The following is a 23,288-nucleotide window of genomic DNA, read 5'->3' on the forward strand; positions in this document are numbered from 1 at the left end:
TTACTTAACTAATTCAATCCTTCTGTGCCCTACTCTTAAATCCTCAAAACGTTAGATTTTCCCATACCCTAGTTTAAAAGTGGCTTTGTAGCGATCGCTTGTAGCCCAATCGAATTTAACAATTCCTGCCATGTTGAAGCCAAGGTTGCTTCACTCGGCTCTAAGCGTCTAGCTTCAGCTAAACTCGCTACAGTATCGAACCAAATCCCATGTTTTCCATACAGAGCAGCACGCTCTAGTAGAGGTTGATTCTGGATCTGGCTCATTACCTCAGAGCTGAGTTGAACTCGTCGAATTTCTCCTTGTACCCCTGGGCTACCGGGTCTGAGTCCTTGCTCGCCAATGATAATAAAAGTCCACCGATACTTCTTTTCAATTTCTAGAGGTGGCGCATTACCCGGAAGTTTGAAACTAAGAACGCCTTCTTGACTCGAAATCGGAATTTTTGCTTGGTAATGAAAATTGTTATTTTCGTCTACTAATCCAAAAAATATTTCCTTAGCAGAAGTCGGAGGTACATAAACTAAGAATGTTGGATGCTCTGCTACTGTTAACTTACTTGTAGCGATTGGCACCAGCGGAGTCACACACCCACCTATAGCGATTACCGCTTGAGGACATTCATCACCACGAGATGCACCTCCTGCCGTGTCATCTGGTTGTCCACTTCCTGGAGGCTCAAAGGTTACGCGACCTATCGAAATATCAGCTAGAGTCTGAGATTGACTAGCCGACTCGGTTTGGGCGCTCACTTTAGTGAAAAAGCTAGGAGTAATAATCAGTCCTAGTGATAAAAAAAATGCGACTAACGTTTGAGTGGTAAAAGATTTTTGCTGTGCCATTTTCTTACATCCAAAAAAAAGATTTTACTGAATTTACACTTAATTATTACTGTAAAAACACGTAGATTACTTCAGTACAAATACCTGGTCGTTGTAAGAAGTTCCTCGGAGAACAGTAATCATGTTGGTTTATGGACTTTTAGCGTTTCTATCGCAAGCTGAGGATAGAAATAAGCGGCTAAAGGGTTCGTGAATGCAATATTCCGGACAACTCTTACGAAGTCCGGAATCTGAACCGATGGCTCACAGCTCTAATAAAATTGCTATCAATAGGTTCGATTAGTAGAAATACGCAATAGTTTTCGCTGCGTAGAGGCAAGGTTTATCGTGTCTCTATAATCTATCCTGTTTAAGAAATCATCTTATCCAAACCGTTTTGCGCTTGCAAGATTACCTGTGGATAACTCTCTGTTAGCCTTATAAAAAACAGAATCTCCGAAAATCGCCAAGTTAGTAGACCAAAACTCCTACCTATTTAAAGCCAACTTCCTACTAAAATGAAAGATGACCAGTAAAAAGGATGAGCATATTTTGGCTGTTTAAGCAGAGTTATCTGTGCCCGACGAAGAGCTTTAACTTTGCTTTCTCCTTGTAAGAGTTGCTGGTAAAATTCGCTCATTAGCTTAGCAGTGGATTCATCTTGGACTGACCAAAGAGTTGCTAAGGTACTGCGTGCGCCAGATCGCACGGCTACTCCTGCTAATCCTAAGACCGCTCTTTTATCGCCAGTTGCAGTTTGGCAAGCACTCAGAACTAATAGTTCAATTGAATTAAAATTACTCGAATCTCTAGAACGTAATAAATTTTCAAACTTTGTGACATTAATCCTGCTATTCCACGTCAGAATAAATGTAGAGGCTGAGCTAGAACTAAACTGACCATGAGTAGCTAGATGAACAATCGGAAAAGAATTTTTATTCAGATAGTTCTCTAGGTTTGCTTCGGTAAAATTCTGATTTAGAAATACTTTAGACGGCATTTCAGACGCGATTTGACTGACTTCAATGCCTACTCCTGGCAATGCTGCAAAACCTTGCCGAGCTTCAGTAATTCCACCTGCTAAAATTTTGGTTCGCTTTTGGGCAAGTAACTGACTTAACGACGCACTTCCCGCTTGTGGTACAACCAACTGTAAACCCGGAGACACAACAATATTGTACTTTTCAATGAGATATTGTTTGCCATCGTACAGCGCTGCCATTGGTAAATTTCGCAGCGAACCGTCTAGCACAAATACTAAAGTGGCGATATTACTTTTGGTTAATTCTGTTTCAGCAGGTTGGATTAACCAGCTATAAACTTGTTGAGACAGGAGCAAACGAGATTCACTTGAAAAAAATAGATTCAGAGATTCTAATAATTGCTCTAGCGTTTTTTCTACATCATTTTGCAGTAACTGAGTCGTGTAATGGCTGAGAGGTTTTCCGGGTAAAGATAAGATTACCTCTAAACGATTCGACAAAATAATCGGGTAGATGACTGCTGCTTGAGGATCGAGTTGATCAATTTGCTGGGGTTGAACATCTAAACAAGCTTCTCGGAAAAAATTATCTAATTCTGCTAGATGTAGCGCTTCAATGACTTCGCGAGCTTGTTTGATGTTTGTTTGACTGGGATTAGATTCTAATAGTAACTCCACCAACTCACGGTAAATGGGTTCGACGTTTTCGCGGAATGAAAGTTGAACGTCGGGATTAAGCGCAATCAAGTCGCTGCGGAGGGATTGTAAGGTATTAACAGCTTTGGTGTAAGCAGCGATCGCATTCGGAATATCGCCTTGCTGTTTGAGCAGTTTGCCGAGTTGTCCTTCCCAACGAGCCACAATACTATAAGCATTAATTTCTTGCGCGATCGCCAGTGCTTGTCTTGTCAAATCCTCAGCGGGTTCCCACTGCTGCGTTTGTTCGTAAAGGTATCCCAGTTGACCCAGTGCGTAAGATTCAGCACGGGAGTCTTTCAGCATTCTCGCTTGTTCGACAGCTTTTGCGAGTATTTGGGCAATTTCTTGAGAATTGACCATTTGCGATCGCTCTTTGGGATCTCTCAATTTCATGAGAGATCCAGCTAAGTTAACTCGACCGTAGACAGCGGCGCGGCTAGGTAAGATACTCTCTAATTGAGACTGGATTTGGGGTAATAATGCTTGGGCTGCGGCTGATTGTTCAGTTTCTACTAGAAGACTTAATCGGTTCAGTTGGGCTTTTATAACTAAAGGTTTGGGAGAATTTTCTACTATATTTTGATAGATTTCTAGCGCTTCCTTCGGTTTTTGTAAGGCTCTAAGAGTATTTGCCAAACTAAATAAACTGGAGTTAATCTCTAAAGGAAGGTTTAGCCTTTGAGCGAGAGACAAACTTTGTTCTAAAACCTCCTGAGACTGAGTTAAATCTCCGACGACTTGCAAGGTAACTCCCAAACTTCGCAATCCTGATACTTTAAGCGAGGAATCCGGCAAACTTTGCAACTGAGTTTTTAATTGTTCTAAGTTTGTCTTAGCCTGTCGGTAGAGGCCTAATGTTTGCAAAGCTTGAGCTTGATTTATCAAACTGCCCAATTTTCCAACGTTATCACCTGCCGCAGCGTAAGCTTTTTCAGCTTGTTTCCATGTATCTAAAGCCGCTTCAGTTTGCCCCATTGCTAGCTGGAGACTGCCTTGAGTATTTAAAACTTGGGCAAGAGTGGCTGCATCGGGTTGGGTTTGCAAGAAGTTGAGACTTTGAGCGATCGCGTTTTTCGCTTGCTCCCATTGTCCCAATTCTTGATAAGCGTTCGACAGATAGCTTAAAACGAGGGCAACGTGGAGGCGATCGCCCCGCGCCTCAAGGTTTTCGAGCGCTTGTTGCCAGAACGCGATCGCTTCATCAAATCGTCCTGCTTCATAAAGGGTTCTACCTTGTTCTAATACAAAGGCATCATCCTGAATTTTAAATTCTGAACGAGCATCAGAATCGGGAATATTTTTTGAAATAGAGACCGATGGTGAATCAGAATCAGAAAATTTAGGATGAGTCTGTGCTAGCGCTGGAAAAACAGTTGTTACCAAAAATAGTGTCAGCAAGGCTAGCCAAATCCAGTAATAAATTTTTTTTAAGAACCAACGAATTGTTAACATTAAAAATTTGGCAAAAATCAATGATTGTTCATATTTTTCTGATTTCATCTGCGGTTAAAAAAATCAAAAACCTTCTTATAAGAATTCTCTAACGATCTAAGGTTATTTTTAAGATTTAATGAGCCGCAAATAACGCTAAAGAAGAGAGAGGAAGATTTCCTAAATGATTGAAGATTGCTATTTTATTTATAAACGCTGCAACTAGCAATTTTATCCCAAGAACTTTGAGCCATACCATTGATAGATTTTGCGACTAACTCTACCTCACCATCAGAGTTTTTTACCCATCCAGTTGCTTCGACCATTGGAGTACGTGCAGAGGCAATCTTGGGAATGGGTGCGGGTACAGAGGCATTACCCCCGCGGGGACGTAAATCCCGCCAAACGGTACTTCCTAATAAAGTTTCATTGGGGTCTGCGGGCAAACCGCCGCGTCCGGTGACAACAAAACTATTACCCCTGGAAGCCGAACAACCTTGGGCAATTTGATCGCTAATGTCAGTTAAATTTTCTGGCAATGCGACCAACCCAGTAGAAGGGCTAACATCGGCAGTATTGATTTGGACACTGCCGCTAAACTGCATTCCAAGACTAGAAGTAGCAGTAATGTCACTTTCTGAAGTAGTTTGGCTACGAAATGTTGTTCCAAAAATGCCGCTAGCATCAATTCTTACTTGACCCCCAAAGCTTTGTTGAGCATTTGCAGTAATATCGCTATTTTCTAAAGCGACCAACGTTTTTGTCTTAATAATGATGTTGCCACCATTGGTACTGATATCATTATTGACGATCGTCTGACCCGTATCAAACAGGATGATGTTACTGGCATCAGTAGTAATTAGGCTGTTGCGTCGCAATCGCAAATCTTGGGATTCAATCGTAATATTTCCCTGTTCAGCCTGCCGCTGAGTTGCTCTAATACTTGAGTTATTATCTAGCTCAACTGTGGCAGCGCGAATATTAATGTTACCAGCATTTCCTTTCCCAAAATTAGCAACATTAATTGTTGCCCGATCCCGAAAGCTTAATCTGTCAGCAATTACGGTTACATTGCCAGCATTTCCTGTCAGAGGCGGTGGAGAACTTTCAAGATTGCTTAAGCTAGTCCGGGCATAAAAACCACTACCAATTCCCCCGGTTGCAGAAGTTCCTCGTATTTGTACTTGATTGGCTCGAACTATTATATTGCCACTTTGACCTGCGCCAAAGGTAGACACAGAAATAACCGCTCCATTTTCAAGGGATAGTTGTTTAGCATCAATAATGACATCACCGCCAACTCCAGTTGAGGCACCAGTAGGATTAGAAAAAATCCCCGTCAGACGCCCTCCATTCGCGGAAAGACCCCCCAGTTGCATATCCCTCGCTTGCACTCGTAAAGCACCAGAATTCCCAGAACTATTAGTTCCCATACCAATAGATGCTCCATCTCGCAGCAGCAACCGATTGGTTGTAATTGTTAAATCGCCGCCTTTTCCCTCACCATTCGTCTGAACAAAAAAGCCGCTACCGATTCTACCATCCGCTGTTCTACCAATCAGTTCCACCGTATCCAAAGCATTGATGCTGGCGCTTCTCCCCGGTTGAGATCCTTCGGTGAGGGATACGATGAGCGAACCTTGTTCTAGTTTCAGATTTCGGCTTTGTATCTGAAACGAACCTCCCTGTGCGCCGCTGCTATCCACTGAAGCCGCACCCGATAAATTAATATTTCCTAATTCTGCAAGTTGTTGTTCATTGTTGAAGCTGATTTGTTCGCTGCTGACTTGCATTGCCAATGAGCCACGAGTAACCGACCAAAGTTCAATTGCTCCAGACTCTGCCCTTAAATTACCGCCATCTAAGGCGATTTCTCTCCCGACTAAAGCTAAAGTTTTACCAGGTTTCACCGCTAGACCATCGGTTTTCGTATTCGGTTCTAGTCCGCCTGTCTGTCCGAACCTGAAATTGTGTCCCGATCCTTGAATGCGAATGATTCCTGCATTTGAATCGTTAAATTGTAAGCCTATTGGAATATTCATCGTTAGCAATGGGGGAGCGCTGGGATTGGTCGCGCTGAACTCAGTTTCATTGCTAAATTGAATGCTGTTAGCAGTCGAGGCGAGGAAGGAACCACCTATATTGAGGGCGGCATTTTGACCAAAAATAATGCCCTTGGGATTGAGTAGAAATAAATTAGCTGTACCGTTAGCTCGAATCAATCCATCAATATAAGAAAGATTGCCACCTGTAACGCGACTGAAGATATTTTGAGTGTCCAGCGTATTCTTAAAGAAAGCTTCAGTGTTTATGGGAATGGAAAATTCTGTAAAGCTATGAAATAGATTGCCGCCTATTTGCGTGCCGCCCTCAATGCGGATGGCGTTGCCTTCTGGGATAGCAATGGTATTATTTGGTAGCGTAGCATCCGGAATAATTTGTGCTAAGGTGCGACTAGAATTATTTAACCATAAAAGGAAAATCGTACCCATAACCCAGAGTAACCGACCAGGCTGGCTCACAGTTTTTAAACTCAAAGGTAGCGTTTGTCTACAGTATACGCGATGTACAACTTTCCCCAGGAAAAATCTCAACTTATGATTACAGAAAAAAATTGATTGTACTAGCAAAAGAGGTTATAAAAAGAGTTTTCAGACAACATTGTATCGGCTTCTTCTGCCTTAACGACCTATTTAAAAAAGTGATTTGTTATCAATGATTGCAAAAACGAGAATTTGGGCATAAATCTTCAAGCCGTGTTAATTAAAGGCTATATAGCTTTATAAAACATTTTTTCTAGTCAATAATTTGATGGTTAACTTATGTATAAATGTAGATTTAACCTCTGTTATAAAATGGGCTAAGGAGTAGCTCTTATACAGGCGTATTACGATTGAAAATGCCTAAGTGCGTCCCGGATATAAGAGCTATCGCCAGCGAGCCGAGATTACACAATTGCTCGTAGAAGCTTGTCATCAGCCCCAAGGCACTGTTGCTACGGTTAGAGTAGCCGCTGGCGCTGACAATTGCCCTGTACTAACGACTGTATCGCCAAGTAACCTGGCTGGCTGAGTCTCTGTGAACGTGAAGTCTAGATCCCGGCTTCTCTAAAGTCGGGGATCTGAAGCGCTGCCATCTCACAACTCAAATAGGATTGCTATACCTGATCGGCTGAAAGATTACCGCCAGCGATGTCGAAGCGAACCGAAGGTCATCCTTTGAAAACATCGCCCTTCTGTGTAATATGGGTGCCAGACCCATTTATGCCGTTACAAGGGAAGAAGTAAAACAAAAAAACTGCTGGATTCTAGTTACTTGTTGGCTTTGTTCGGAGTTTCAAGAGATAGCTAATTTTATGTATAGATGATTCTATATACTTTAACAGTAGGGAAAATTTATCTAGAATAATTTTTTTACTGGGAAGCTCACGATTACTTAGATAATCAGCTATCCTAGTTCAACCTTCATGTCAACCAAAATTTAGTTTCCTCAACATTTGAATTTACCATGAGCGCTAATCTGAAAGAATTTTTGGAAGCCTGTGAAAATTTAGGAACACTCCGCCTAATTGTTACTAGCAGCGCTGCTGTTTTGGAAGTACGCGGTCCACTTACCAAGCTGTTTTATGCAGAATTGCCTAAAGGTAAGTACGCTAATATGCACACCGATATATTCGAGTTTCATCTGAATATGGATGCTATCAAGCAGGTAAAATTTGAGACGGGCGAATCAAAACGGGGCAACTTTACTACCTATGCAATTCGCTTTCTGGATGAGAAAAATGAACCCGCCTTGAGTGCATTTCTCCAGTGGGGCAAACCGGGAGAATACGAACCAGGACAAGTAGAAGCATGGCAGTCTCTTCAGGAGAAATATGGAGAAGTGTGGGAACCAGTACCCGTTGACTCGGTGTAGCCGAAATGCTTGAAAACCCGGTAAATTGAGGAGCTTTCTGTGTTTAAGAGCTATCTAAACCTACAAACAAACCCACGCTTACCGTGATGCTACGAGTCTTTTGGGGTTGTTTCCTAATTTTGGGGTTGCTGCTATGGGGAGGAGAAGCGCAGGCGGGGGTTTTGGCTGACCGTTTGGCGCAGTTTCCTGACTGGGACAGTAAACCACCCGTCAGCGCCGCGAAGGGTGACTTAGTTTATCCTGACTGGATGGAAGGTACTTGGAACGTCACTAGTACGTTAGTGGATTTAGTGGCACCTTTAGCACCAGAAATTGTGACGCCTGGGTTTGAAAGCAATCGCTCCCAGCTGAATCAGCCAGTTAGTTTCCCAGTGCGATTCAAAAATCAAGACGCGATAACTGTCTCTACAAAAGGCGAAAATCAGCCGGTAGTGGCAGATCGGGCGTTTAATGGGTTGAGTATCGGGAAGGCATATTTGGGCGATCGCGCGATCCTCTCGGTCAAAGTCGATCCCAATTCTCCAAATCGTCAGGTGACTTTATTGCGAGGCGATCGCCAGCTAGTCTCAATTGTCACGAGTCGAGGCACCGAAACACTCGCCCCAGATCGCTTTATTGCCACAGAAGTGTCTCAGCAAGTTTTTCGCGGTACGCCTCAGCCGTATTTCAATATCGTAGAAACTACAACTGCTTATCACCGGATTCGTTCATCCATTGAAGCCGATCAAGTAACAGCAATTTACCTCTCGCCTCAAGATCCAGACTATTTCAAAGCCGTCGATCAACCCGTCGCACTTTATCGCTACCAACTACAACTTTTGCCAGTTGAATAGCCAGACCAGAGAAATCGCGTCTCTACGAGATTTCAGGCGTGGGTACATGGGTAGACGACTCCACAAGCAAGCTAGATAATTTCTCGCTTAATCTAGCCCTACTTCTTTGCTTTCGAGAAGTCCGCACCTAATATAAAGTAAAAAACCGTGGGAGTTGAAGTTCCACGGCTTCTGAAGGAGTCTTATCTTAAAACAATCTTATTCGGCAACAACTTGTAGAAAAGGGCTGGTAACAGTTTTTGTAACCGAATTTCCTAACGAGTAGAAGTCGCGGTTATATAGACAAAACCCGGATGATGCGCGGGTTTTAATTTCATGAGTCCGCGATGGGGAACTGAGTTTATATAGCCGCGATCTAATCGCCAAGGCAGGCGTCCCCAGAATTTACATCCGTTCCACATACCGCTTCAACTCCCGTGCCATCCGCTTGATGCCTTGCTGCTCATCATCCCGAATGAAGGGCATAAATACACGAGTCAGCACCCCTGAGAACGTGTTGCGGTGGAAGTATTTAGTTCGTCCAATGCCAATCTCCTGCAACTCGAAGACATACTCATTCTTAAAGCCAGGAATCGAGGAAACCCAAGCGAGGCAAAGTCCAGGCTGTATTCTAGTAATCAACGGCTGAAACTCTGTTTCCTCCTCGCCTGGTACGCGCCGCACAGAGAGTAAAACCTCTTCCCCCTGTTTAAATGGCACCGTTGGATCGAGGTCAAATAAAAAAGTGTTCCACTTATACCACTTTTCTTTTTTCAACAGAACCTGCCAAACTTCCTGCTTAGGAGCATTAATTTCAATTTCGGTATAGAGACTCGCCATTATTGCGGCAGCTAATCCGGTAGTGTAACTGGGTACAATTGGAAACTTGCAGCTCCTTTAGGCTAGGAGCGAACAATTTTGGATTTTGGAGGCAAGGATTTTAGATTCCCAATCCAAAATCTATCATCTTAAATCTAAAATCCTTAGTCAGCATGGTCAACCTAACACCCAACTCTAGCTTCAGTTTAACGATTCGCCTCCAGATTCCCAATCGCACTGGGATGTTAGCAAGCATCACCACTGCGATCGCTAGTGTCGGCGGTAACATAGGTCAAATTAGTTTAATCGAGCGGACTCGCAACATCGTGGTGCGAGAAATCACCGTTGATGCCGCCAGTACCGAACACACCGAACAAATCGTGCAAGCCGTGAAAGGATTGCCAGATGTCAAGGTGATTGATGTCTACGACTGCACCTTTAACTTGCACCGCGGCGGCAAAATCATGATGCAGAGTAAGATTCCGCTGAAAAGTCAAGCCGATTTAGCAATGGCTTACACTCCCGGCGTCGGTCGCATCTGTATGGCGATCGCAAATAATCCCGAACAGGTTCACACCCTCACAATTAAACAAAACACGGTTGCGATTGTTACCGATGGCAGTGCCGTACTGGGATTGGGCAACTTGGGCGCAGCCGCATCGTTGCCGGTAATGGAAGGCAAAGCGATGTTATTTAAAGAATTTGCCGGGATTGATGCCTTTCCGATTTGCCTGGAGACCCAAGACACGGAGGAAATTATCCGCACGGTAAAAAATATTGCCCCAGTCTTTGGCGGCGTTAACTTGGAAGATATTGCCGCCCCCCGTTGTTTCGAGATTGAAGCGCGACTGCGGCAGGAACTCGATATTCCGGTGTTTCATGACGATCAACATGGCACCGCAATTGTTAGCCTTGCGGCATTAATTAACGCCCTCAAGTTAGTGAAAAAATCCTTAGCGGATGTCCGAATTGTGATTAATGGCGCGGGTGCTGCTGGGGTTGCGATCGCTCGTTTGCTCAAGAAAGCGGGTGCCCAATCCATCTGGATGTGCGATTCCAAAGGCATCCTCTCTAGCCAACGCGCCGACCTCACCCCGGAAAAGCGAGAATTTGCTGTTGAAGCCAGCGGTAACTTGGCAGATGCCATGCAGCAAGCTGATGTCTTCTTAGGCGTCAGTGCGCCGGGAGTTGTAACGCCGGAAATGGTGCGTTCGATGGCAAAAGATCCGATTGTCTTTGCAATGGCGAATCCCATTCCTGAAATTCAGCCGGAATTAGTCACAGACGATGTCGCGGTCATGGCAACCGGACGCAGCGACTACCCGAATCAAATTAACAACGTCCTCGCCTTCCCCGGCGTTTTTCGTGGGGCGCTCGATTGTCGTGCAGAGACTATTACGACCACGATGTATCTAGAAGCCGCTTACGCGATCGCTTCTTTAGTCAAACCCTCCGACCTCGACCGGGAAAACATCATTCCCTCCGTGTTCGACCCGCGCGTTGTCAATGCCGTCGCCGGTGCCGTGCAAGCCGCCGCCCGTCAAGAGGGCATCGCCCGCCACTAAGCGAGAAAAGCATCTGGTTCCAGGCACAATCTATCGCGTCTGGAGTCGGGAAGTGGGGAAGCGACCAACGTCGAGTCCCCATTTTCATTTTTGAAATAGTTTGCTCTACAGATAGAGTTTCAATTTTCTAGATATTGGAAGAATGGGGGGAAATACTGCGTTCTTGCTAGGGAATAATGAGCTTTAGTTTCTTTGACCTCTTCTGGGTATTTCTGGCTGTCAGCTCGATTTTGCCCGCCTTCCAACAACGCCGCTTGGCTTTTCAGCGAGTGCAAGCTTTGCGGAATTTCGAGCGATCGCGCAATAGTCGAGTGATTTTGCTAATTCACCGGCAAGAATCGATTAGTTTCTTAGGAATTCCCATCTCGCGCTACATTAGCATTGAAGATTCAGAACAGGTGCTACGGGCAATTCGCCTCACACCTCCCGAAGTTCCCATCGATCTAATCTTGCATACCCCAGGTGGTTTGGTGCTGGCAACCGAGCAGATTGCCAGAGCATTGATTCGCCACCCTTCTAAAGTCACCGTGTTTGTACCCCACTACGCCATGAGCGGCGGCACCATGTTAGCTTTAGCATCTGATGAAATCGTCATGGATGCCAACGCCGTCTTAGGCCCAGTCGATCCCCAGTTGGGAAATATGGCAGCGGCGAGTGTCCTCAAAGTCCTCGAACAGAAGCCGATTAGCGAAATCGACGACAACACGATCATCATGGCAGACCTCTCGCGCAAAGCAATGGATCAGGTGCAGCGGTTTGTCCGAACCCTCTTGAAAGACAATATTCCCCAACCGAAAATTGCTCCCGAAAACATTGAACGGATTGTGGACGCGATCACTACAGGGCGCGTCACCCATGACTATCCGATTACGGTCGAAGAAGCCACAGAGCTGGGTATGCCGATAACGGTAGGGCTGCCAATGTCAATCTATAACCTGATGGATTTCTATCCGCAGCCCCAAGGCGGACGTCCTAGCGTGCAGTACATTCCCATGCCCTACGAACGTCCCCCAGTTTTACCCCCAGCTCCTAAGGGCAGACCCATCCCAGAGAATGCTAAGTCTTAAGCTGCCCTGAGATTGAATTTTCCCAGGAGTTAAGTCTGATAATCGTTAGTAGTGAGTAGTTATTAGTCCTTTAAATAATGACTACTCACTACTGACCAATTATCCATTGCTAACCCAGAGCGATCGCTCTGCGATTTAGACCCACAGCACCTTAAAGATTTATCAGCTTGAAGGCGATGGACTTGGACTGGGAGCCGGAGATGGACTCGGAGCTGGTGATGGACTCGGAGTCGGTCTTGGCGATGGGCTAGGACTCGGAGCCGGTCTTGGCGATGGGCTAGGACTCGGAGCCGGTCTTGGCGATGGGCTAGGACTCGGAGCTGACCTTGGCGCGGGACTCGGCGTTGGGGTGGCGCGGGGCGTTGGCGCGGGACTCGGCGTTGGCGATGGCGCTAGTGTTGGTTCTGGCGCTGATTCTGGTGTTGGTGTTGACGCTGGCGCTGGCGATTGCTGTTCAAATCCGAGGATTCTTCTTGCTTCTTGGTCGAGTCTCTGACGAACTGGTAACGTAGCAATGCCAGTTACCGGCAAATTAAATTGTCTCTGAAACTGCCTGATAGCATCTTCAGTGCGCGGGCCATAAAACTGATTACGGGGAAGGAGCGGATTTGGCTTAACGACAAGATTCAAGTTTGCCTGAAGAATTCTAACGATATTTGCGGCAAAATCTTGTGTCTTCGGGCCCGCTGTAGCATCAACAGGTGTTAGCTTATATCCCTGCTGAAACTCGCGGATAGCCCTTGTCGTGGCGTCATCCGTCAAAGTATCTCCAATCGTGACGTTATACCCAAAGCCGCGCAACAAGGAACGAAATTCCCTTGGCGTGTAATCGCGGCTGCGTTCGGCTATAGCTACTTGATAACTGACTAAGCTGGCGGTTATGGTTATCACCGCAGCTAAAGGCATTCCAAACCTATTCCACATAGCTCAATCTCCTCACTCACTCACTGATTAAGCGCGATAGCGATTTGAACAGTTACAGTTTAAGCTGAATTGGGCATTCTACCGTTTATTTTTCGCAAGCGATCGCAACAACCACCAATCGCGATCGCATCGTGTGCGCTACCGGCTTCGACCTTTGACCATGCTGATATCCAATCGAATCCTTCTGTTTTGAAGGCAACATCAGCAATTGGTGAACAATTAGTGGTATCAAATATGACTGAAGCTTCAGAGGGTCTGTCAAGCTGATAAGTGGTAATTGAAGATTGTGATGGATGCTAGGTAGTAGGTAGCAGCTTTTTCCCTATTACCTTTTTGCCATTCCCTGTTTTTCCATTACCGATTCCCGATTACCAACTACCTCATCTTTCTTTCCATGTCACCTCAAAAATTGGCAAAGACTCCCCAATCCCGACGTAACTTGTGGTTTGAGCGTGTGATGGCACTTTTGGCAGTGGCTAACTTGGGCTTAGTGCTGTTCGATTTAACTTACGTTCCCCTGCGCGATTTTTACCTGCGGGAATTTCGCACTCTTACCCGAATCTATGACCCCATCAAAGGCATTGAACCCCATCGAGAAACACAGCAATACCTAGAGACAGTAGAAGAACTCAAAGCACAGCTGCAACAGACACAAGGATTGCAGTCACCAGAGGTGGCAACTTTGCTGGAAGAACTGCGCCAACAAAGTGTGGAAATGATTGATACGAATCCGTTTGCAGAGGCGAATAAGACAGGAACTCTGGAAAAAATGAAAAATCGGATGCGTCAGCGCATTGGCAATGACTCTGCCAAAAAATCTTTTAGCATCTTTTGGAGTCTGCCTTATTTATCCCAAGCTGGCGTAGACAAAGAAATTACCTTTTATAACCAAGAAATTCAGCCTTTGATGGCAAGAAATTATTTTCGCCCAGTTGGAGAAACAGGTGATTTCGTTGACTACTTCTGGAAAATTGATTTCTGGTTTATTATTCCCTTCGGTATTGAGTTTCTACTTCGTACCTACTATATCCACCGACGTCACCATAGTCTCACTTGGCTCGAAGCAATGATGTGGCGCTGGTATGATATTTTCTTGCTGCTACCTTTATGGCGGTGGCTGCGCGTCATTCCAGTGGTCATGCGCTTACACCAAGCCAAATTATTAAATTTGGAACCAATACGAATGCAAATTAACCGAGGCTTTGCGGCAAACTTTGCGGAAGAATTGGCAGAAGTCATTGTGATCCGGGTAATCAACCAGATACAAGGGTCGATTCGCGGTGGAGAATTGACTCGGTGGTTATCAGGACGGGAGGCTCGTCCCTATGTTGACATCAACAATGTTAATGAAGTGGAAGCGATCGCTACTCTATTAATGAAAGTAACCGTCAATCAAGTTCTACCAAAAATTCAGCCAGATTTAGAAGCAATTTTACAGCACAATTTTGAAAAAATTCTCAGTCAATCCCCCCTCTATCGCGGATTCCAGCAAGTACCTGGAGTGGGTACAATCCCCACGCAGATGACCGAAAAACTGGTGAAAGAAATCTCACTCGCAGCCTACAACACCCTCACTGCCTCTCTGGAAGACGATCCGGTTGGCGCAGAACTTTCTAAACATCTGATGGAACACTTCACTGAAGCATTAGGATCGGAAGTGCAAAGGCAGCAGACTGTTCAGAAAATTCAATCTTTACTTTTCGATATGTTGGAAGAAATTAAACTCAACTACGTCCAGCGCTTGTCTGAGCAAGATTTGGAGCAAGTGTTAGAAGAAACAAGAGCCATCCGTCAAATTGTCAAGCGCTAAATTTTAATTTATCGGTCAATTGCTGATGTCAATCCCTAAGTTTAATCCTAAATAGGGATGTGACGTTAGTCCAGGCTTGTGCTACAGCGATCCTAATTCATTCATGAAATCTTGGCTCTCTCTTCTTACTCTTCCTAAGCGCGATCGCTAACACGAGGCGAATGCCAACGGGGTTTCTAAAAAAAATACAAGTAAAATGGGACTACTATAAAATAGGGGTGGGACTGTTAGCGAAGCTCAGAAAATGTTTTCAGAAGATGTTTGAAAAGTAGTATTGGCATCTCGGAAGGCATATTTTTTAGGTAAACTAAACTGTCGCCAATTCTGAGAAATTGTCGCCAAAATGAGAACCCCTCTACAGATGGAGAGTGTCATAACGAACTTCTCAGACATCCTCTACCAATCTCAGTTACTAGCACTTTTTCCAGATAGCTTCTCATCGCGATCGCGCCGCCACCCAGAATAAAAATTCTTCTTTACTGAGTCTTCTAGCCCGCGATTACAAGCGCCCACGCGAACAATACCTCAGTCCGATTTTCCTCGACCTTCAGGTACCAATGCTCGGTGCCTATCTCTTGCCTGCCTTCTTCCCTCAGCGCTCTGTTGACGACTCGCCACTGGCATACCGCTTGAGTTAAACTCAAAGTTAGGAAGGCGAATCCATGAGGATTCGTCCAGAAACTTCTTGGAATATAGTGTTCGCAGGAAGTGGGGCGGCACCCACTTTTTTTATTGGAGTTTTCCAATGACTCATCCCTTGATCCCACAAGTTATTGATTTAGCAACGCCGGTGGCAGAAGCCTTGGGCTTGGAAGTAGTCGGGGCGGTTTTTCACACCAACCAACGACCCCCCGTACTGCGCGTGGACATCCGGAATAGCGAAACTGACACAGGGCTGGATGACTGCGAACGAATGAGTCGGGCATTGGAGGCTGCTTTGGATGCGGCGGATTTCGTTCCTGATGCCTATGTCCTAGAAATTTCTAGTCCCGGTATTTCGCGCCAGTTGACGACAGATCGGGAATTCATCTCCTTCAAGGGATTTCCCGTCATTGTCACCACATCCGAACCCTACGAAGGTCAGCAAGAGTGGACGGGGCAACTGATTCGTCGGGATGAAGAGGGTGTTTACCTCAACCAAAAGGGTCGCGCGATCGCCATTCCCCGCCAAATGGTGAGCCGAGTGCATCTGGATGAGAAACGGTAATTGAGCTGTCAGCTTAGTAGTCAGTCGTCAGTGGTTAGCAAGCAAGTTTCCTCTTGACCACTGACCGATTACCAATTACCAGTTACCAATTACCAATAGCAATTAGCGAGGTTTTTTATATGTCAATGGTTAGTCTACGTGGACTTAAAGAGCTAATCGATAAAATTAGTGTAGAGCGCAATTTACCCAAAAGTTCCGTTCAAGCAGCCCTACGAGAAGCTTTATTGAAAGGATACGAGCGATATCGCCGCACCCAAAACCTCGATAAACATCATTTTGATGAAGATTATTTTCAAAACTTTGAAGTCGAACTCGATCTAGAACAAGAAGGCGAAGAAGGCTTTCGCGTCTTGGCGACCAAAACCATCGTAGAAAAGGTGAATAGTGGCGACCATGAAATCAGTCTAGAAGAAGTGCAGAAAGTCGCTCCTGAGGCAGCTGTTGGCGACACGGTGGTTTTAGATGTGACCCCCGATCAAACTGAGTTCGGTCGCATGGCAGCAATTCAGACCAAGCAAGTGCTATCGCAAAAACTGCGAGATCAGCAGCGCAAACTCGTCGCAGAAGAGTTCCAAGAACTAGAAGGAACCGTTTTGCAGGCGCGAGTACTGAGATTTGAGCGACAATCCGTGATTCTAGCTGTCACTAGTGGGTTTAGTCAGCCAGAAGTAGAAGCCGACTTACCAAAACGCGAACAGCTACCCAACGATAATTATCGTGCCAATGCAACCTTCAAGGTATTTCTCAAAAAAGTACGCGAAGGTCCAGCGCGGGGACCACAATTGCTAGTGTCTAGAGCTGCCGCAGGTTTGGTTGTTTATCTATTTGCCAACGAAGTCCCAGAGATTGAGGATGAGGTGGTGCGGATTGTTGCAGTAGCGCGGGAAGCAAATCCCCCGTCTCGTCACGTTGGCCCGCGAACGAAAATCGCGGTCGATACCCTGGAGCGCGATGTAGATCCCGTGGGAGCCTGTATTGGTGCCAGGGGATCGCGGATTCAAGTGGTGGTGAATGAATTACGCGGCGAAAAAATTGATGTAATTCGTTGGTCGCCTGACCCATCTACTTATATTTCCAATGCTCTTTCACCCGCACGAGTGGATGAGGTGCGTCTGATTAACCCAGATGCTCGTCAGGCTCATGTTTTGGTGGCGGAGGATCAATTGAGTTTGGCAATCGGTAAAGAAGGTCAGAATGTCCGGCTAGCAGCCCGCCTGACTGGTTGGAAAATAGATATTAAAGATATTGCCAAGTACGATTACGAAGCGGAATCTCGGAATATGGCAGCGATCGCAGCCGCTCGGCAAGCCCAAGAGGAAGCTGAATATGAGGAAGAATACGATGATGAGCCGGAAGAACTGGAAAGATCCGCAGCCGTTCCTAGCTGGCAGCAGAACAGTGACGATTTTGATGATGTAGAGGTAGATGAGGTAGAAACCACGGAAGTTTAGATTTTAGATTAAATTTTCACTTCCAAAATCTAAACTCCCAGTTGCTTGAGATGGAACCAAACTACCGCCGTTGTGTGAGTTGCCGCAAAGTTGCGCCAAAATCGGCGTTTTGGCGAATTGTCAGAGTCTATCCGTCCCAGCAGTTACAATTAGATCGGGGGATGGGGCGATCTGCCTATCTTTGTCCCCAAGAAAGTTGTCTGGTGGCAGCTCAAAAAAAAAATCGGCTGGGCAGAGCGCTCAAAGTACCTGTTCCAGAAGCACTGTACCAAACCCTGTGGCAGCGCTTAGCGACTAAACTTGAAGGCTGCGATCGCTCTTTGCTAAAAAGCGAATCCAGCCCTCAAGGACGTTCCCTACCATCGGCATCAGACCTGAAACAGCCGCCCGAATGAGATATTCTAGGAAAGAAGCCCAAAAAAAGCGACGTGCCCCAAATTGTAAAGATTTGTGCAAAATTAGAATAGAAGTGTTTCGCTATCCTTAGTGGATAGTTAGTTCACTTGGTGATAAACAGACTTCCATAAGTAGCTTGGATATCATTAGTAGAAGTATAGGCAGCAAGTTAAAGCTTCACATCCATTAGGCAGTAAGCAAATGATCAACAAGTTGTCGTTCAAGCAGATGGTTATGGTGTAAAAACTGGTAGGATTCGAGGGGAAAGACTGGATGAACAACGGCAAAGTAAGAATTTACGAGTTATCGCGGGAATTGGATTTGGAGAATAAGGATATTCTAGGAATTTGTGAGCGGCTGAATATTGCAGTAAAAAGCCACAGCAGCACAATCACTGAATCAGAGGCGGAGAGCATTCGCTCGGCGGCAGAAAAACAGGCAGCAGCCCGACCCGCTTCACGTGCGCGGGCTCCACTGGATCAGCGCAAAGCATCACCGCCAGCCGCTCAATCGGTGCGACCCCGGCTAGAAAACAAGCCACAAATTCTGGAGATTCGTCAGCATAAATCTGGGTCTGGTTCTAACGCACCACAACAGACGGGAGAACAGGTTGCGATTCCTCCCCAACCACCAGTAAGACAGCAGACGCCATCACCCATGAAGCCGACAAGCCTGAATAAACCAGTGCGTCATAGCCATCGGGATACTACTCCTGTAGTAGAAGCCGTAGAAAGAGTAGAAGCAGAAAAACTACAAGTAGACCCGGTAGAGGCTCCTCCTATCCCAGCTCCGAAAGCTTTTGAACCAGCTCCGCAGCTGGTTGAACCTCCCATGAGACAAGCTGGGGATCGTCCTGGACCCAGTAATGTGGAGCGACCTGTATTAAAAAGAGCCAAGGTAGAAACCGCCACTAGCTCGCCGCCAGTTGCGGCACCACAAAAAGTAGGACCGGCGATCGGGGCACCTGAAAGAAATAACGCATCGGCTCCTCCCGCCCCTGTCAGATCAGACAGATCGGAGCGACCGGCTCCTCCTGCCCCACCAAGAGTTCCAGAACTGCACTCGCCGCCGCAAAGGCCGGTGCGGCCTTCTATGCCCGTTGGCAGACGCCCAGGCGCTCCTGGTGACACGCAACTAGAACCGGGTTCCAGTCGCTCGAAGCTACTACGGGACGATAATGACGAAGGATTGGGAACGCCCGATGCGCTCGGAGAAGAGGCAAGAAAACCGAATCCTCCCCGTCTCGTCGGTCCCAACAAGCGCAAGCCTGAGTGGGAGGATGAGGAAGAAGAAAACCCAGATAAAGCAGGCAAGGCAGGTGCTAAGGCCAAGCGTCGGGTGCAACCCCTCATTGAGGATGACGAAGACTTTGAAACGGATTTAGAGGAATTGCCAGCAGCATTGCAGGTGAGTCTATCCGTGGCTCGTCCTCCCAAGCAGCAAAAGACTCGCCCACCCAGCCCAGTCGTGGTAGCAGCGGAAAGAGAGAAGCGGAAGCCTCAAATGCATCGCGGCGAGGCACAAAGCAACGATCGCGATCGCCGTCGCGAACCGGCTGCCAAGGCAGAACGTCCCGAAAACCTAGTGTTAACGGGCAGCATGACCGTTCAAGAGCTTGCGACTGCCCTAGCCGTACAGGAAACAGAGATTATCAAAACTCTGTTCTTTAAAGGCTTTGCGATTAATATCACCCAAACCCTAGATATCCCAACCATCACAATGGTGGCGAAAGAACTGGGCGTGGAAGTGGAGACGCAAGAAGAACAAGCCGCGGCGACAAAAGTAACGGAGATGGTGACAGAGGAAGATCTCGCTCACCTGCAACGCCGTCCGCCAGTGGTGACAATTATGGGTCACGTAGACCACGGGAAAACAACTCTGCTAGATTCCATCCGCAAAACTAAGGTAGCGCAGGGAGAAGCTGGGGGAATTACTCAACACATCGGCGCATACCATGTGGATGTGGACTATGAAGGAAAAACCCAGCAAGTTGTGTTCCTAGACACGCCGGGTCACGAGGCCTTCACCGCAATGCGGGCGAGGGGAACGCGAGTCACGGACATTGCCGTTCTGGTAGTTGCCGCTGATGATGGTGTCCAACCCCAGACCATTGAAGCAATCAGCCACGCGAAAGCCGCTGACGTGCCAATTGTTGTGGCGATCAACAAAGTTGATAAACCGGATGCTCAGCAAGACCGAGTGAAGCAGGAGTTGACCCAATACGGTCTGCAACCCGAAGAATGGGGCGGCGATACCATCATGGTTCCCGTGAGCGCCATCCAAGGGGAAAACTTGGATACCCTGCTGGAAATGATTTTGATCCAGGCGGAAGTTTTAGAACTCTCTGCGAACCCAGACCGCGCCGCGAAGGGTACGGTGATTGAAGCCAATCTAGATAAGTCAAGAGGCCCAGTTGCTACCTTGCTGGTGCAAAATGGAACCTTGCGAGTCGGTGATGTCCTGGTAGTTGGCTCAGTATTGGGCAAAGTTCGGGCGATGATCGATGACCGGGGAGATAGAGTAACGGCGGCAGCTCCATCGTTCGCGGTGGAAGTTCTGGGTTTGAGCGATGTCCCAGCGGCTGGCGATGAGTTCGAGGTCTATCCGAACGAAAAAGAAGGTCGCGCGATCGCAAGTGCCAGAGCCGATGAGCAACGCCAGTCACGCCTGCAACAGGTAATGGCATCCCGCCGAGTCACTTTGAATACCCTCTCAGCTCAAGCTCAAGAAGGCGACCTCAAAGAACTTAACTTGCTTCTGAAGGCAGACGTTCAAGGTTCCGTAGAAGCTCTTCTAGGTGCCCTCGGACAGCTGCCCCAAAATGAAGTACAAGTTCGGGTGCTGTTAGCGGCTCCTGGCGAAGTTACCGAGACAGACGTTGACTTAGCCGCCGCCAGTGGTGCTGTAATCGTTGGATTTAATACCACCCTTGCTAGCGGTGCCCGACAAGCAGCGGATCAAGCAGGAGTCGATGTGCGCGAATACAACATCATCTACAAACTGCTGGATGATATTCAAGGTGCAATGGAAGGTCTGCTAGAACCAGAGCAGGTAGAAGAACCCCTGGGACAAGTGGAAGTTCGGGCTGTCTTCCCAGTCGGTCGTGGCTCCGTCGCCGGTTGCTATGTGCTTTCGGGTAAAGTGGTTCGCAATTGCCGAGTGCGGGTGCGCCGCAACAGTCAGGTCGTTCATGATGGCGTCTTAGATTCCCTCAAGCGGATGAAAGAAGATACCAAGGAAGTCAACGCTGGATACGAATGCGGCATTGGCGTCGATCGTTTCAATGCTTGGGTAGAAGGCGACATTATTGAAGCCTACCAAATGGTAAGCAAGCGCCGGACTCTCTCGCCACATTAAGGCAATCAAAAGGCAAAAGTCAAAAGAAAGAAAAAAGGGAATAATCTTCTCCTTTGCCTTTCTTCTGGCTTTTGCCTTTTATTTTGCTTTTTGCATTTTGCCTTTTGACTTTTACTATGCGCTCTTTTTGGTCGGAACCGTTCTTGTGGATTCATCTTGCCGGTCTAGCAACCGTTCCGATTTGGCTGGAACTATGCTGGTTGGGTCTGGCAGTTGGCGATCCCGTGTTGCCGGTATGGTTAGAACTATTTTTGGTTGCGACTGTAGGCATTGCACCCGTGCTGTGGATGCAGTTGAGCCGTCCTTTTAACATCTTCAGCATTCTGGCAGTGGCAATGAAGCCAAGTGAACTGACGCTGAACCAGCGACGCCTGTTGTCACAGTTCAAGTCACCCGCGAACCAATTGGTAGCCGTTCTGGCAGCGGGTTTCATGCTGTGGATGTTATGGCTAATCTATCAGGCAGCACCGCTAGCGGCGGCCGTTACACCGCTTCCTCCAGAGTGGCGATTCGCTGGACTGCTCGTAGCGGCGCTGGCATTTCTGGCAAGCAATTTGTTCTTGCAGATACCGCTGAGCGTGGCGCGAGTCCTCCTGACTAACGAAGCCGCATTTTTTGCTACACAACCCTGTTCAGCAGAACAAATTCCCCAACAATTTACGATTCCGGGAGTACAGGTGAATCAAATCTTACCGCCGGAAATTTCAGAGACATCTGCTATATCGCCTAGCCTACAAGAACCAATCAATGCAGGAATAGAAGCGCCAGCGTCCTCCGACTAATCGTTCCTGGTTTTTCAGCACATTGGTGTCTAGCGATAAAAGCTTTTAGCAACTGGCGGAACCCAAAAAGTTTTGGCAGGTTGACTAGCGAGATGTTACTGATGGTACAAATCCCCCCAACCTAACTGCGTTATCCTAAGAATAGACATAGAAATTTGTTAAATAGTCATCAGCGGGCAGTCAATTTTAAAGATTAGATTTAGAGATTAGATTTTAGAGAGGGTTGTAAATCCACAATCTAAAATCAAAATCTAAAATAGAATTGCTGAAAGCTGATAGCTGAAAACTCCTTGTTCCCTTATTTAAGGTGCATATGGTCAGGTTTCCTGCTTCATCAACCAGCCAATTCTCCGGCAATACCAAAATCTGGGAAAGCCTCAAACAAGCGATCGCATCCAGTTCTGGGTTTCAGCGCTGGGAAATAGAACACCCGTTGGATAACAACCGCCTTCAGGAGTTTAATCTTGATTATCGGGTTCGCCGGTATCTGCGCGAAACTTTAGAAACCCTTGCTTATTAGTCATTTATTAGGCATCAGTCATTCGTTCGTGACTACTGAACGAATGACTAATGACCCATCGCTACCGACCAAGTCTGATTAAATCACCTAGATTGGGCAAGCCCTGTCCCAATCGCTTGAGTTTGCCAAAAACCTCAGCAAGGCGATCGCCCTCTACATGAACTTCTGAGGTTGGGTAATTTTCTAAAATTTCAATCAAGGTAATCTGATTGTCTGGAAGCGCTGAACTCATCACAGCTCCTCGTAAAGACTGAATGTTTGCGCCATTTCCGGGAGTATGAACCACGTCACTGACTTGATTCAAGACTATTTCCCCAATCTGGTTATTGAGTACCCGATCTAAAATGAGGGCATTCACCTTAACTTCTTGCGTTAGGGTTTTTCGCAAATCCTCAGGTTTTCTTCCTGCCATAGCCAAATAAGCACGTAGCGCTGGCGAAAGTTCACCCGTTTCAGCAAAAGTTGTGAGTTCGGGAACAGATACCGATTCCCTTAGAAAGCGGTACTTCAGCACGACTGTATTGGCAGCATCCGCACGAGAGGGGCTAAACAAAACACCCGTAGCGGCGGCTAAAGAGAACACGAAAGGTAGCGATCGCAGTAGTAGAGAGCGCATAAGGAACCTGAAAACAGCTTTGAGATAGCACAACTGTGCTTACTCTACTTTGACGATACTGAATGCCGATGGGTTGCATCCTCCTGCTCAAGTAACAACTGCTTTTGAAGCATT

20 protein-coding genes are annotated in these 23,288 nt (G+C 46.7%); 13 read left to right on the top strand and 7 right to left on the bottom strand.

What is annotated here, in order from left to right:
* Nucleotides 1–68: 68 nt before the first annotated feature.
* The 3 genes from H6H02_RS01720 to H6H02_RS01730 all read right to left on the bottom strand — a co-directional run bounded on the left by H6H02_RS01720 (nucleotide 69) and on the right by H6H02_RS01730 (nucleotide 6,455).
* The gene (locus H6H02_RS01720; protein ID WP_190813999.1) at nucleotides 69–842 is read right to left on the bottom strand and encodes a DUF928 domain-containing protein; all 774 of its coding nucleotides are present in this window, start codon (nucleotides 840–842) and stop codon (nucleotides 69–71) included.
* Nucleotides 843–1,317: 475 nt separating this feature from the next.
* Nucleotides 1,318–4,002 (bottom strand): CHAT domain-containing protein, encoded by a 2,685-nt coding sequence (locus tag H6H02_RS01725; RefSeq protein WP_242040500.1) that lies wholly within the window; start codon nucleotides 4,000–4,002, stop codon nucleotides 1,318–1,320.
* Nucleotides 4,003–4,136: 134 nt separating this feature from the next.
* Nucleotides 4,137–6,455, bottom strand: a complete 2,319-nt coding sequence (locus H6H02_RS01730) for a filamentous hemagglutinin N-terminal domain-containing protein (RefSeq protein WP_190814001.1) — start codon at nucleotides 6,453–6,455, stop codon at nucleotides 4,137–4,139.
* Nucleotides 6,456–7,440: 985 nt separating this feature from the next.
* Here H6H02_RS01730 and H6H02_RS01735 point away from each other — a divergent pair.
* Both H6H02_RS01735 and H6H02_RS01740 read left to right on the top strand, forming a co-directional pair.
* Entirely contained in the window at nucleotides 7,441–7,848 is a 408-nt protein-coding gene (locus H6H02_RS01735; protein WP_190814003.1) for a ChuX/HutX family heme-like substrate-binding protein, read from the top strand.
* Nucleotides 7,849–7,934: 86 nt separating this feature from the next.
* Nucleotides 7,935–8,681, top strand: a complete 747-nt coding sequence (locus tag H6H02_RS01740) for a DUF6816 family protein (protein ID WP_190814004.1) — start codon at nucleotides 7,935–7,937, stop codon at nucleotides 8,679–8,681.
* Nucleotides 8,682–9,065: 384 nt separating this feature from the next.
* On the opposite strand, the gene H6H02_RS01745 is transcribed toward H6H02_RS01740, so the two are convergent.
* A complete protein-coding gene (locus H6H02_RS01745) occupies nucleotides 9,066–9,500 on the bottom strand; it encodes an SRPBCC domain-containing protein (RefSeq protein WP_190814005.1) in 435 nt (144 codons plus the stop codon).
* Between the two features lie 152 nt (nucleotides 9,501–9,652).
* Between H6H02_RS01745 and H6H02_RS01750 the strand changes: the two genes are divergently transcribed.
* Nucleotides 9,653–11,044, top strand: a complete 1,392-nt coding sequence (locus tag H6H02_RS01750; protein WP_190814006.1) for a malic enzyme-like NAD(P)-binding protein — start codon at nucleotides 9,653–9,655, stop codon at nucleotides 11,042–11,044.
* A gap of 176 nt (nucleotides 11,045–11,220) precedes the next feature.
* Nucleotides 11,221–12,111 (top strand): hypothetical protein, encoded by an 891-nt coding sequence (locus H6H02_RS01755; RefSeq protein ID WP_190814007.1) that lies wholly within the window; start codon nucleotides 11,221–11,223, stop codon nucleotides 12,109–12,111.
* A gap of 162 nt (nucleotides 12,112–12,273) precedes the next feature.
* Here the strand turns inward: H6H02_RS01755 and H6H02_RS01760 are convergent, their stop codons facing one another.
* On the bottom strand, nucleotides 12,274–13,035 hold the full coding sequence (locus tag H6H02_RS01760) for a peptidoglycan-binding protein (protein WP_190814009.1): 762 nt from the start codon (nucleotides 13,033–13,035) through the stop codon (nucleotides 12,274–12,276).
* 69 nt (nucleotides 13,036–13,104) lie between these two features.
* Here H6H02_RS01760 and H6H02_RS01765 point away from each other — a divergent pair, with 69 nt between their 5' ends.
* From H6H02_RS01765 to H6H02_RS27460, 3 genes are all read left to right on the top strand, one after another.
* Nucleotides 13,105–13,302 carry a hypothetical protein gene (locus H6H02_RS01765; protein ID WP_190814011.1) on the top strand — a complete coding sequence of 66 codons (198 nt, stop codon included), beginning with the start codon at nucleotides 13,105–13,107 and terminating at the stop codon, nucleotides 13,300–13,302.
* A gap of 127 nt (nucleotides 13,303–13,429) precedes the next feature.
* Nucleotides 13,430–14,845: a hypothetical protein gene (locus H6H02_RS01770; RefSeq protein WP_190814013.1), complete on the top strand. Its 1,416-nt coding sequence runs from the start codon at nucleotides 13,430–13,432 to the stop codon at nucleotides 14,843–14,845.
* Between the two features lie 343 nt (nucleotides 14,846–15,188).
* Nucleotides 15,189–15,311 (top strand): hypothetical protein, encoded by a 123-nt coding sequence (locus H6H02_RS27460; RefSeq protein WP_277922493.1) that lies wholly within the window; start codon nucleotides 15,189–15,191, stop codon nucleotides 15,309–15,311.
* Nucleotides 15,312–15,333: 22 nt separating this feature from the next.
* Here H6H02_RS27460 and H6H02_RS01775 read toward each other — a convergent pair whose 3' ends face one another.
* The gene (locus H6H02_RS01775) at nucleotides 15,334–15,591 is read right to left on the bottom strand and encodes a hypothetical protein (RefSeq protein ID WP_190814015.1); all 258 of its coding nucleotides are present in this window, start codon (nucleotides 15,589–15,591) and stop codon (nucleotides 15,334–15,336) included.
* Between H6H02_RS01775 and rimP the strand changes: the two genes are divergently transcribed.
* From rimP to H6H02_RS01805, 6 genes are all read left to right on the top strand, one after another.
* Entirely contained in the window at nucleotides 15,591–16,052 is a 462-nt protein-coding gene (gene rimP, locus H6H02_RS01780) for a ribosome maturation factor RimP (RefSeq protein ID WP_190814017.1), read from the top strand. The two genes, H6H02_RS01775 and rimP, sit on opposite strands and share 1 nt — an antisense overlap.
* 119 nt (nucleotides 16,053–16,171) lie before the next feature.
* Nucleotides 16,172–17,503: a transcription termination factor NusA gene (gene nusA, locus H6H02_RS01785; RefSeq protein WP_190814019.1), complete on the top strand. Its 1,332-nt coding sequence runs from the start codon at nucleotides 16,172–16,174 to the stop codon at nucleotides 17,501–17,503.
* A 50-nt stretch (nucleotides 17,504–17,553) separates the two neighbouring features.
* On the top strand, nucleotides 17,554–17,898 hold the full coding sequence (locus H6H02_RS01790) for a YlxR family protein (RefSeq protein WP_190814021.1): 345 nt from the start codon (nucleotides 17,554–17,556) through the stop codon (nucleotides 17,896–17,898).
* Between the two features lie 274 nt (nucleotides 17,899–18,172).
* Nucleotides 18,173–21,256 (top strand): translation initiation factor IF-2, encoded by a 3,084-nt coding sequence (gene infB / locus H6H02_RS01795; protein WP_190814023.1) that lies wholly within the window; start codon nucleotides 18,173–18,175, stop codon nucleotides 21,254–21,256.
* 116 nt (nucleotides 21,257–21,372) lie between these two features.
* Entirely contained in the window at nucleotides 21,373–22,038 is a 666-nt protein-coding gene (locus tag H6H02_RS01800; protein WP_190814243.1) for a low-complexity tail membrane protein, read from the top strand.
* 313 nt (nucleotides 22,039–22,351) lie between these two features.
* Complete coding sequence (locus H6H02_RS01805) at nucleotides 22,352–22,558, top strand: hypothetical protein (protein ID WP_190814025.1); 207 nt, start codon at nucleotides 22,352–22,354, stop codon at nucleotides 22,556–22,558.
* A gap of 61 nt (nucleotides 22,559–22,619) precedes the next feature.
* On the opposite strand, the gene H6H02_RS01810 is transcribed toward H6H02_RS01805, so the two are convergent.
* Nucleotides 22,620–23,174 carry an alpha/beta hydrolase gene (locus tag H6H02_RS01810; protein ID WP_190814027.1) on the bottom strand — a complete coding sequence of 185 codons (555 nt, stop codon included), beginning with the start codon at nucleotides 23,172–23,174 and terminating at the stop codon, nucleotides 22,620–22,622.
* Nucleotides 23,175–23,288 lie beyond the last annotated feature (114 nt).

This window comes from Coleofasciculus sp. FACHB-1120, assembly GCF_014698845.1.
Classification (GTDB): Bacteria; Cyanobacteriota; Cyanobacteriia; order Cyanobacteriales; family FACHB-T130; genus FACHB-T130.

What these genes read in the sequence shown, in the direction of transcription:
- infB (WP_190814023.1), top strand. Translation starts at nt 18,173, where the DNA reads ATGAACAACGGCAAAGTAAGAATTTACGAGTTATCGCGGGAATTGGAT.
- H6H02_RS01770 (WP_190814013.1), top strand. Translation starts at nt 13,430, where the DNA reads ATGTCACCTCAAAAATTGGCAAAGACTCCCCAATCCCGACGTAACTTG.
- H6H02_RS01725 (WP_242040500.1), bottom strand. Translation starts at nt 4,002, where the DNA reads ATGAAATCAGAAAAATATGAACAATCATTGATTTTTGCCAAATTTTTA.
- rimP (WP_190814017.1), top strand. Translation starts at nt 15,591, where the DNA reads ATGACTCATCCCTTGATCCCACAAGTTATTGATTTAGCAACGCCGGTG.
- H6H02_RS01760 (WP_190814009.1), bottom strand. Translation starts at nt 13,035, where the DNA reads ATGTGGAATAGGTTTGGAATGCCTTTAGCTGCGGTGATAACCATAACC.
- H6H02_RS01755 (WP_190814007.1), top strand. Translation starts at nt 11,221, where the DNA reads ATGAGCTTTAGTTTCTTTGACCTCTTCTGGGTATTTCTGGCTGTCAGC.
- H6H02_RS01790 (WP_190814021.1), top strand. Translation starts at nt 17,554, where the DNA reads ATGGAACCAAACTACCGCCGTTGTGTGAGTTGCCGCAAAGTTGCGCCA.
- H6H02_RS01750 (WP_190814006.1), top strand. Translation starts at nt 9,653, where the DNA reads ATGGTCAACCTAACACCCAACTCTAGCTTCAGTTTAACGATTCGCCTC.
- H6H02_RS01735 (WP_190814003.1), top strand. Translation starts at nt 7,441, where the DNA reads ATGAGCGCTAATCTGAAAGAATTTTTGGAAGCCTGTGAAAATTTAGGA.
- H6H02_RS01745 (WP_190814005.1), bottom strand. Translation starts at nt 9,500, where the DNA reads ATGGCGAGTCTCTATACCGAAATTGAAATTAATGCTCCTAAGCAGGAA.
- H6H02_RS01720 (WP_190813999.1), bottom strand. Translation starts at nt 842, where the DNA reads ATGGCACAGCAAAAATCTTTTACCACTCAAACGTTAGTCGCATTTTTT.
- H6H02_RS27460 (WP_277922493.1), top strand. Translation starts at nt 15,189, where the DNA reads ATGAGAACCCCTCTACAGATGGAGAGTGTCATAACGAACTTCTCAGAC.
- H6H02_RS01805 (WP_190814025.1), top strand. Translation starts at nt 22,352, where the DNA reads ATGGTCAGGTTTCCTGCTTCATCAACCAGCCAATTCTCCGGCAATACC.
- H6H02_RS01740 (WP_190814004.1), top strand. Translation starts at nt 7,935, where the DNA reads ATGCTACGAGTCTTTTGGGGTTGTTTCCTAATTTTGGGGTTGCTGCTA.
- H6H02_RS01810 (WP_190814027.1), bottom strand. Translation starts at nt 23,174, where the DNA reads ATGCGCTCTCTACTACTGCGATCGCTACCTTTCGTGTTCTCTTTAGCC.
- nusA (WP_190814019.1), top strand. Translation starts at nt 16,172, where the DNA reads ATGTCAATGGTTAGTCTACGTGGACTTAAAGAGCTAATCGATAAAATT.
- H6H02_RS01800 (WP_190814243.1), top strand. Translation starts at nt 21,373, where the DNA reads ATGCGCTCTTTTTGGTCGGAACCGTTCTTGTGGATTCATCTTGCCGGT.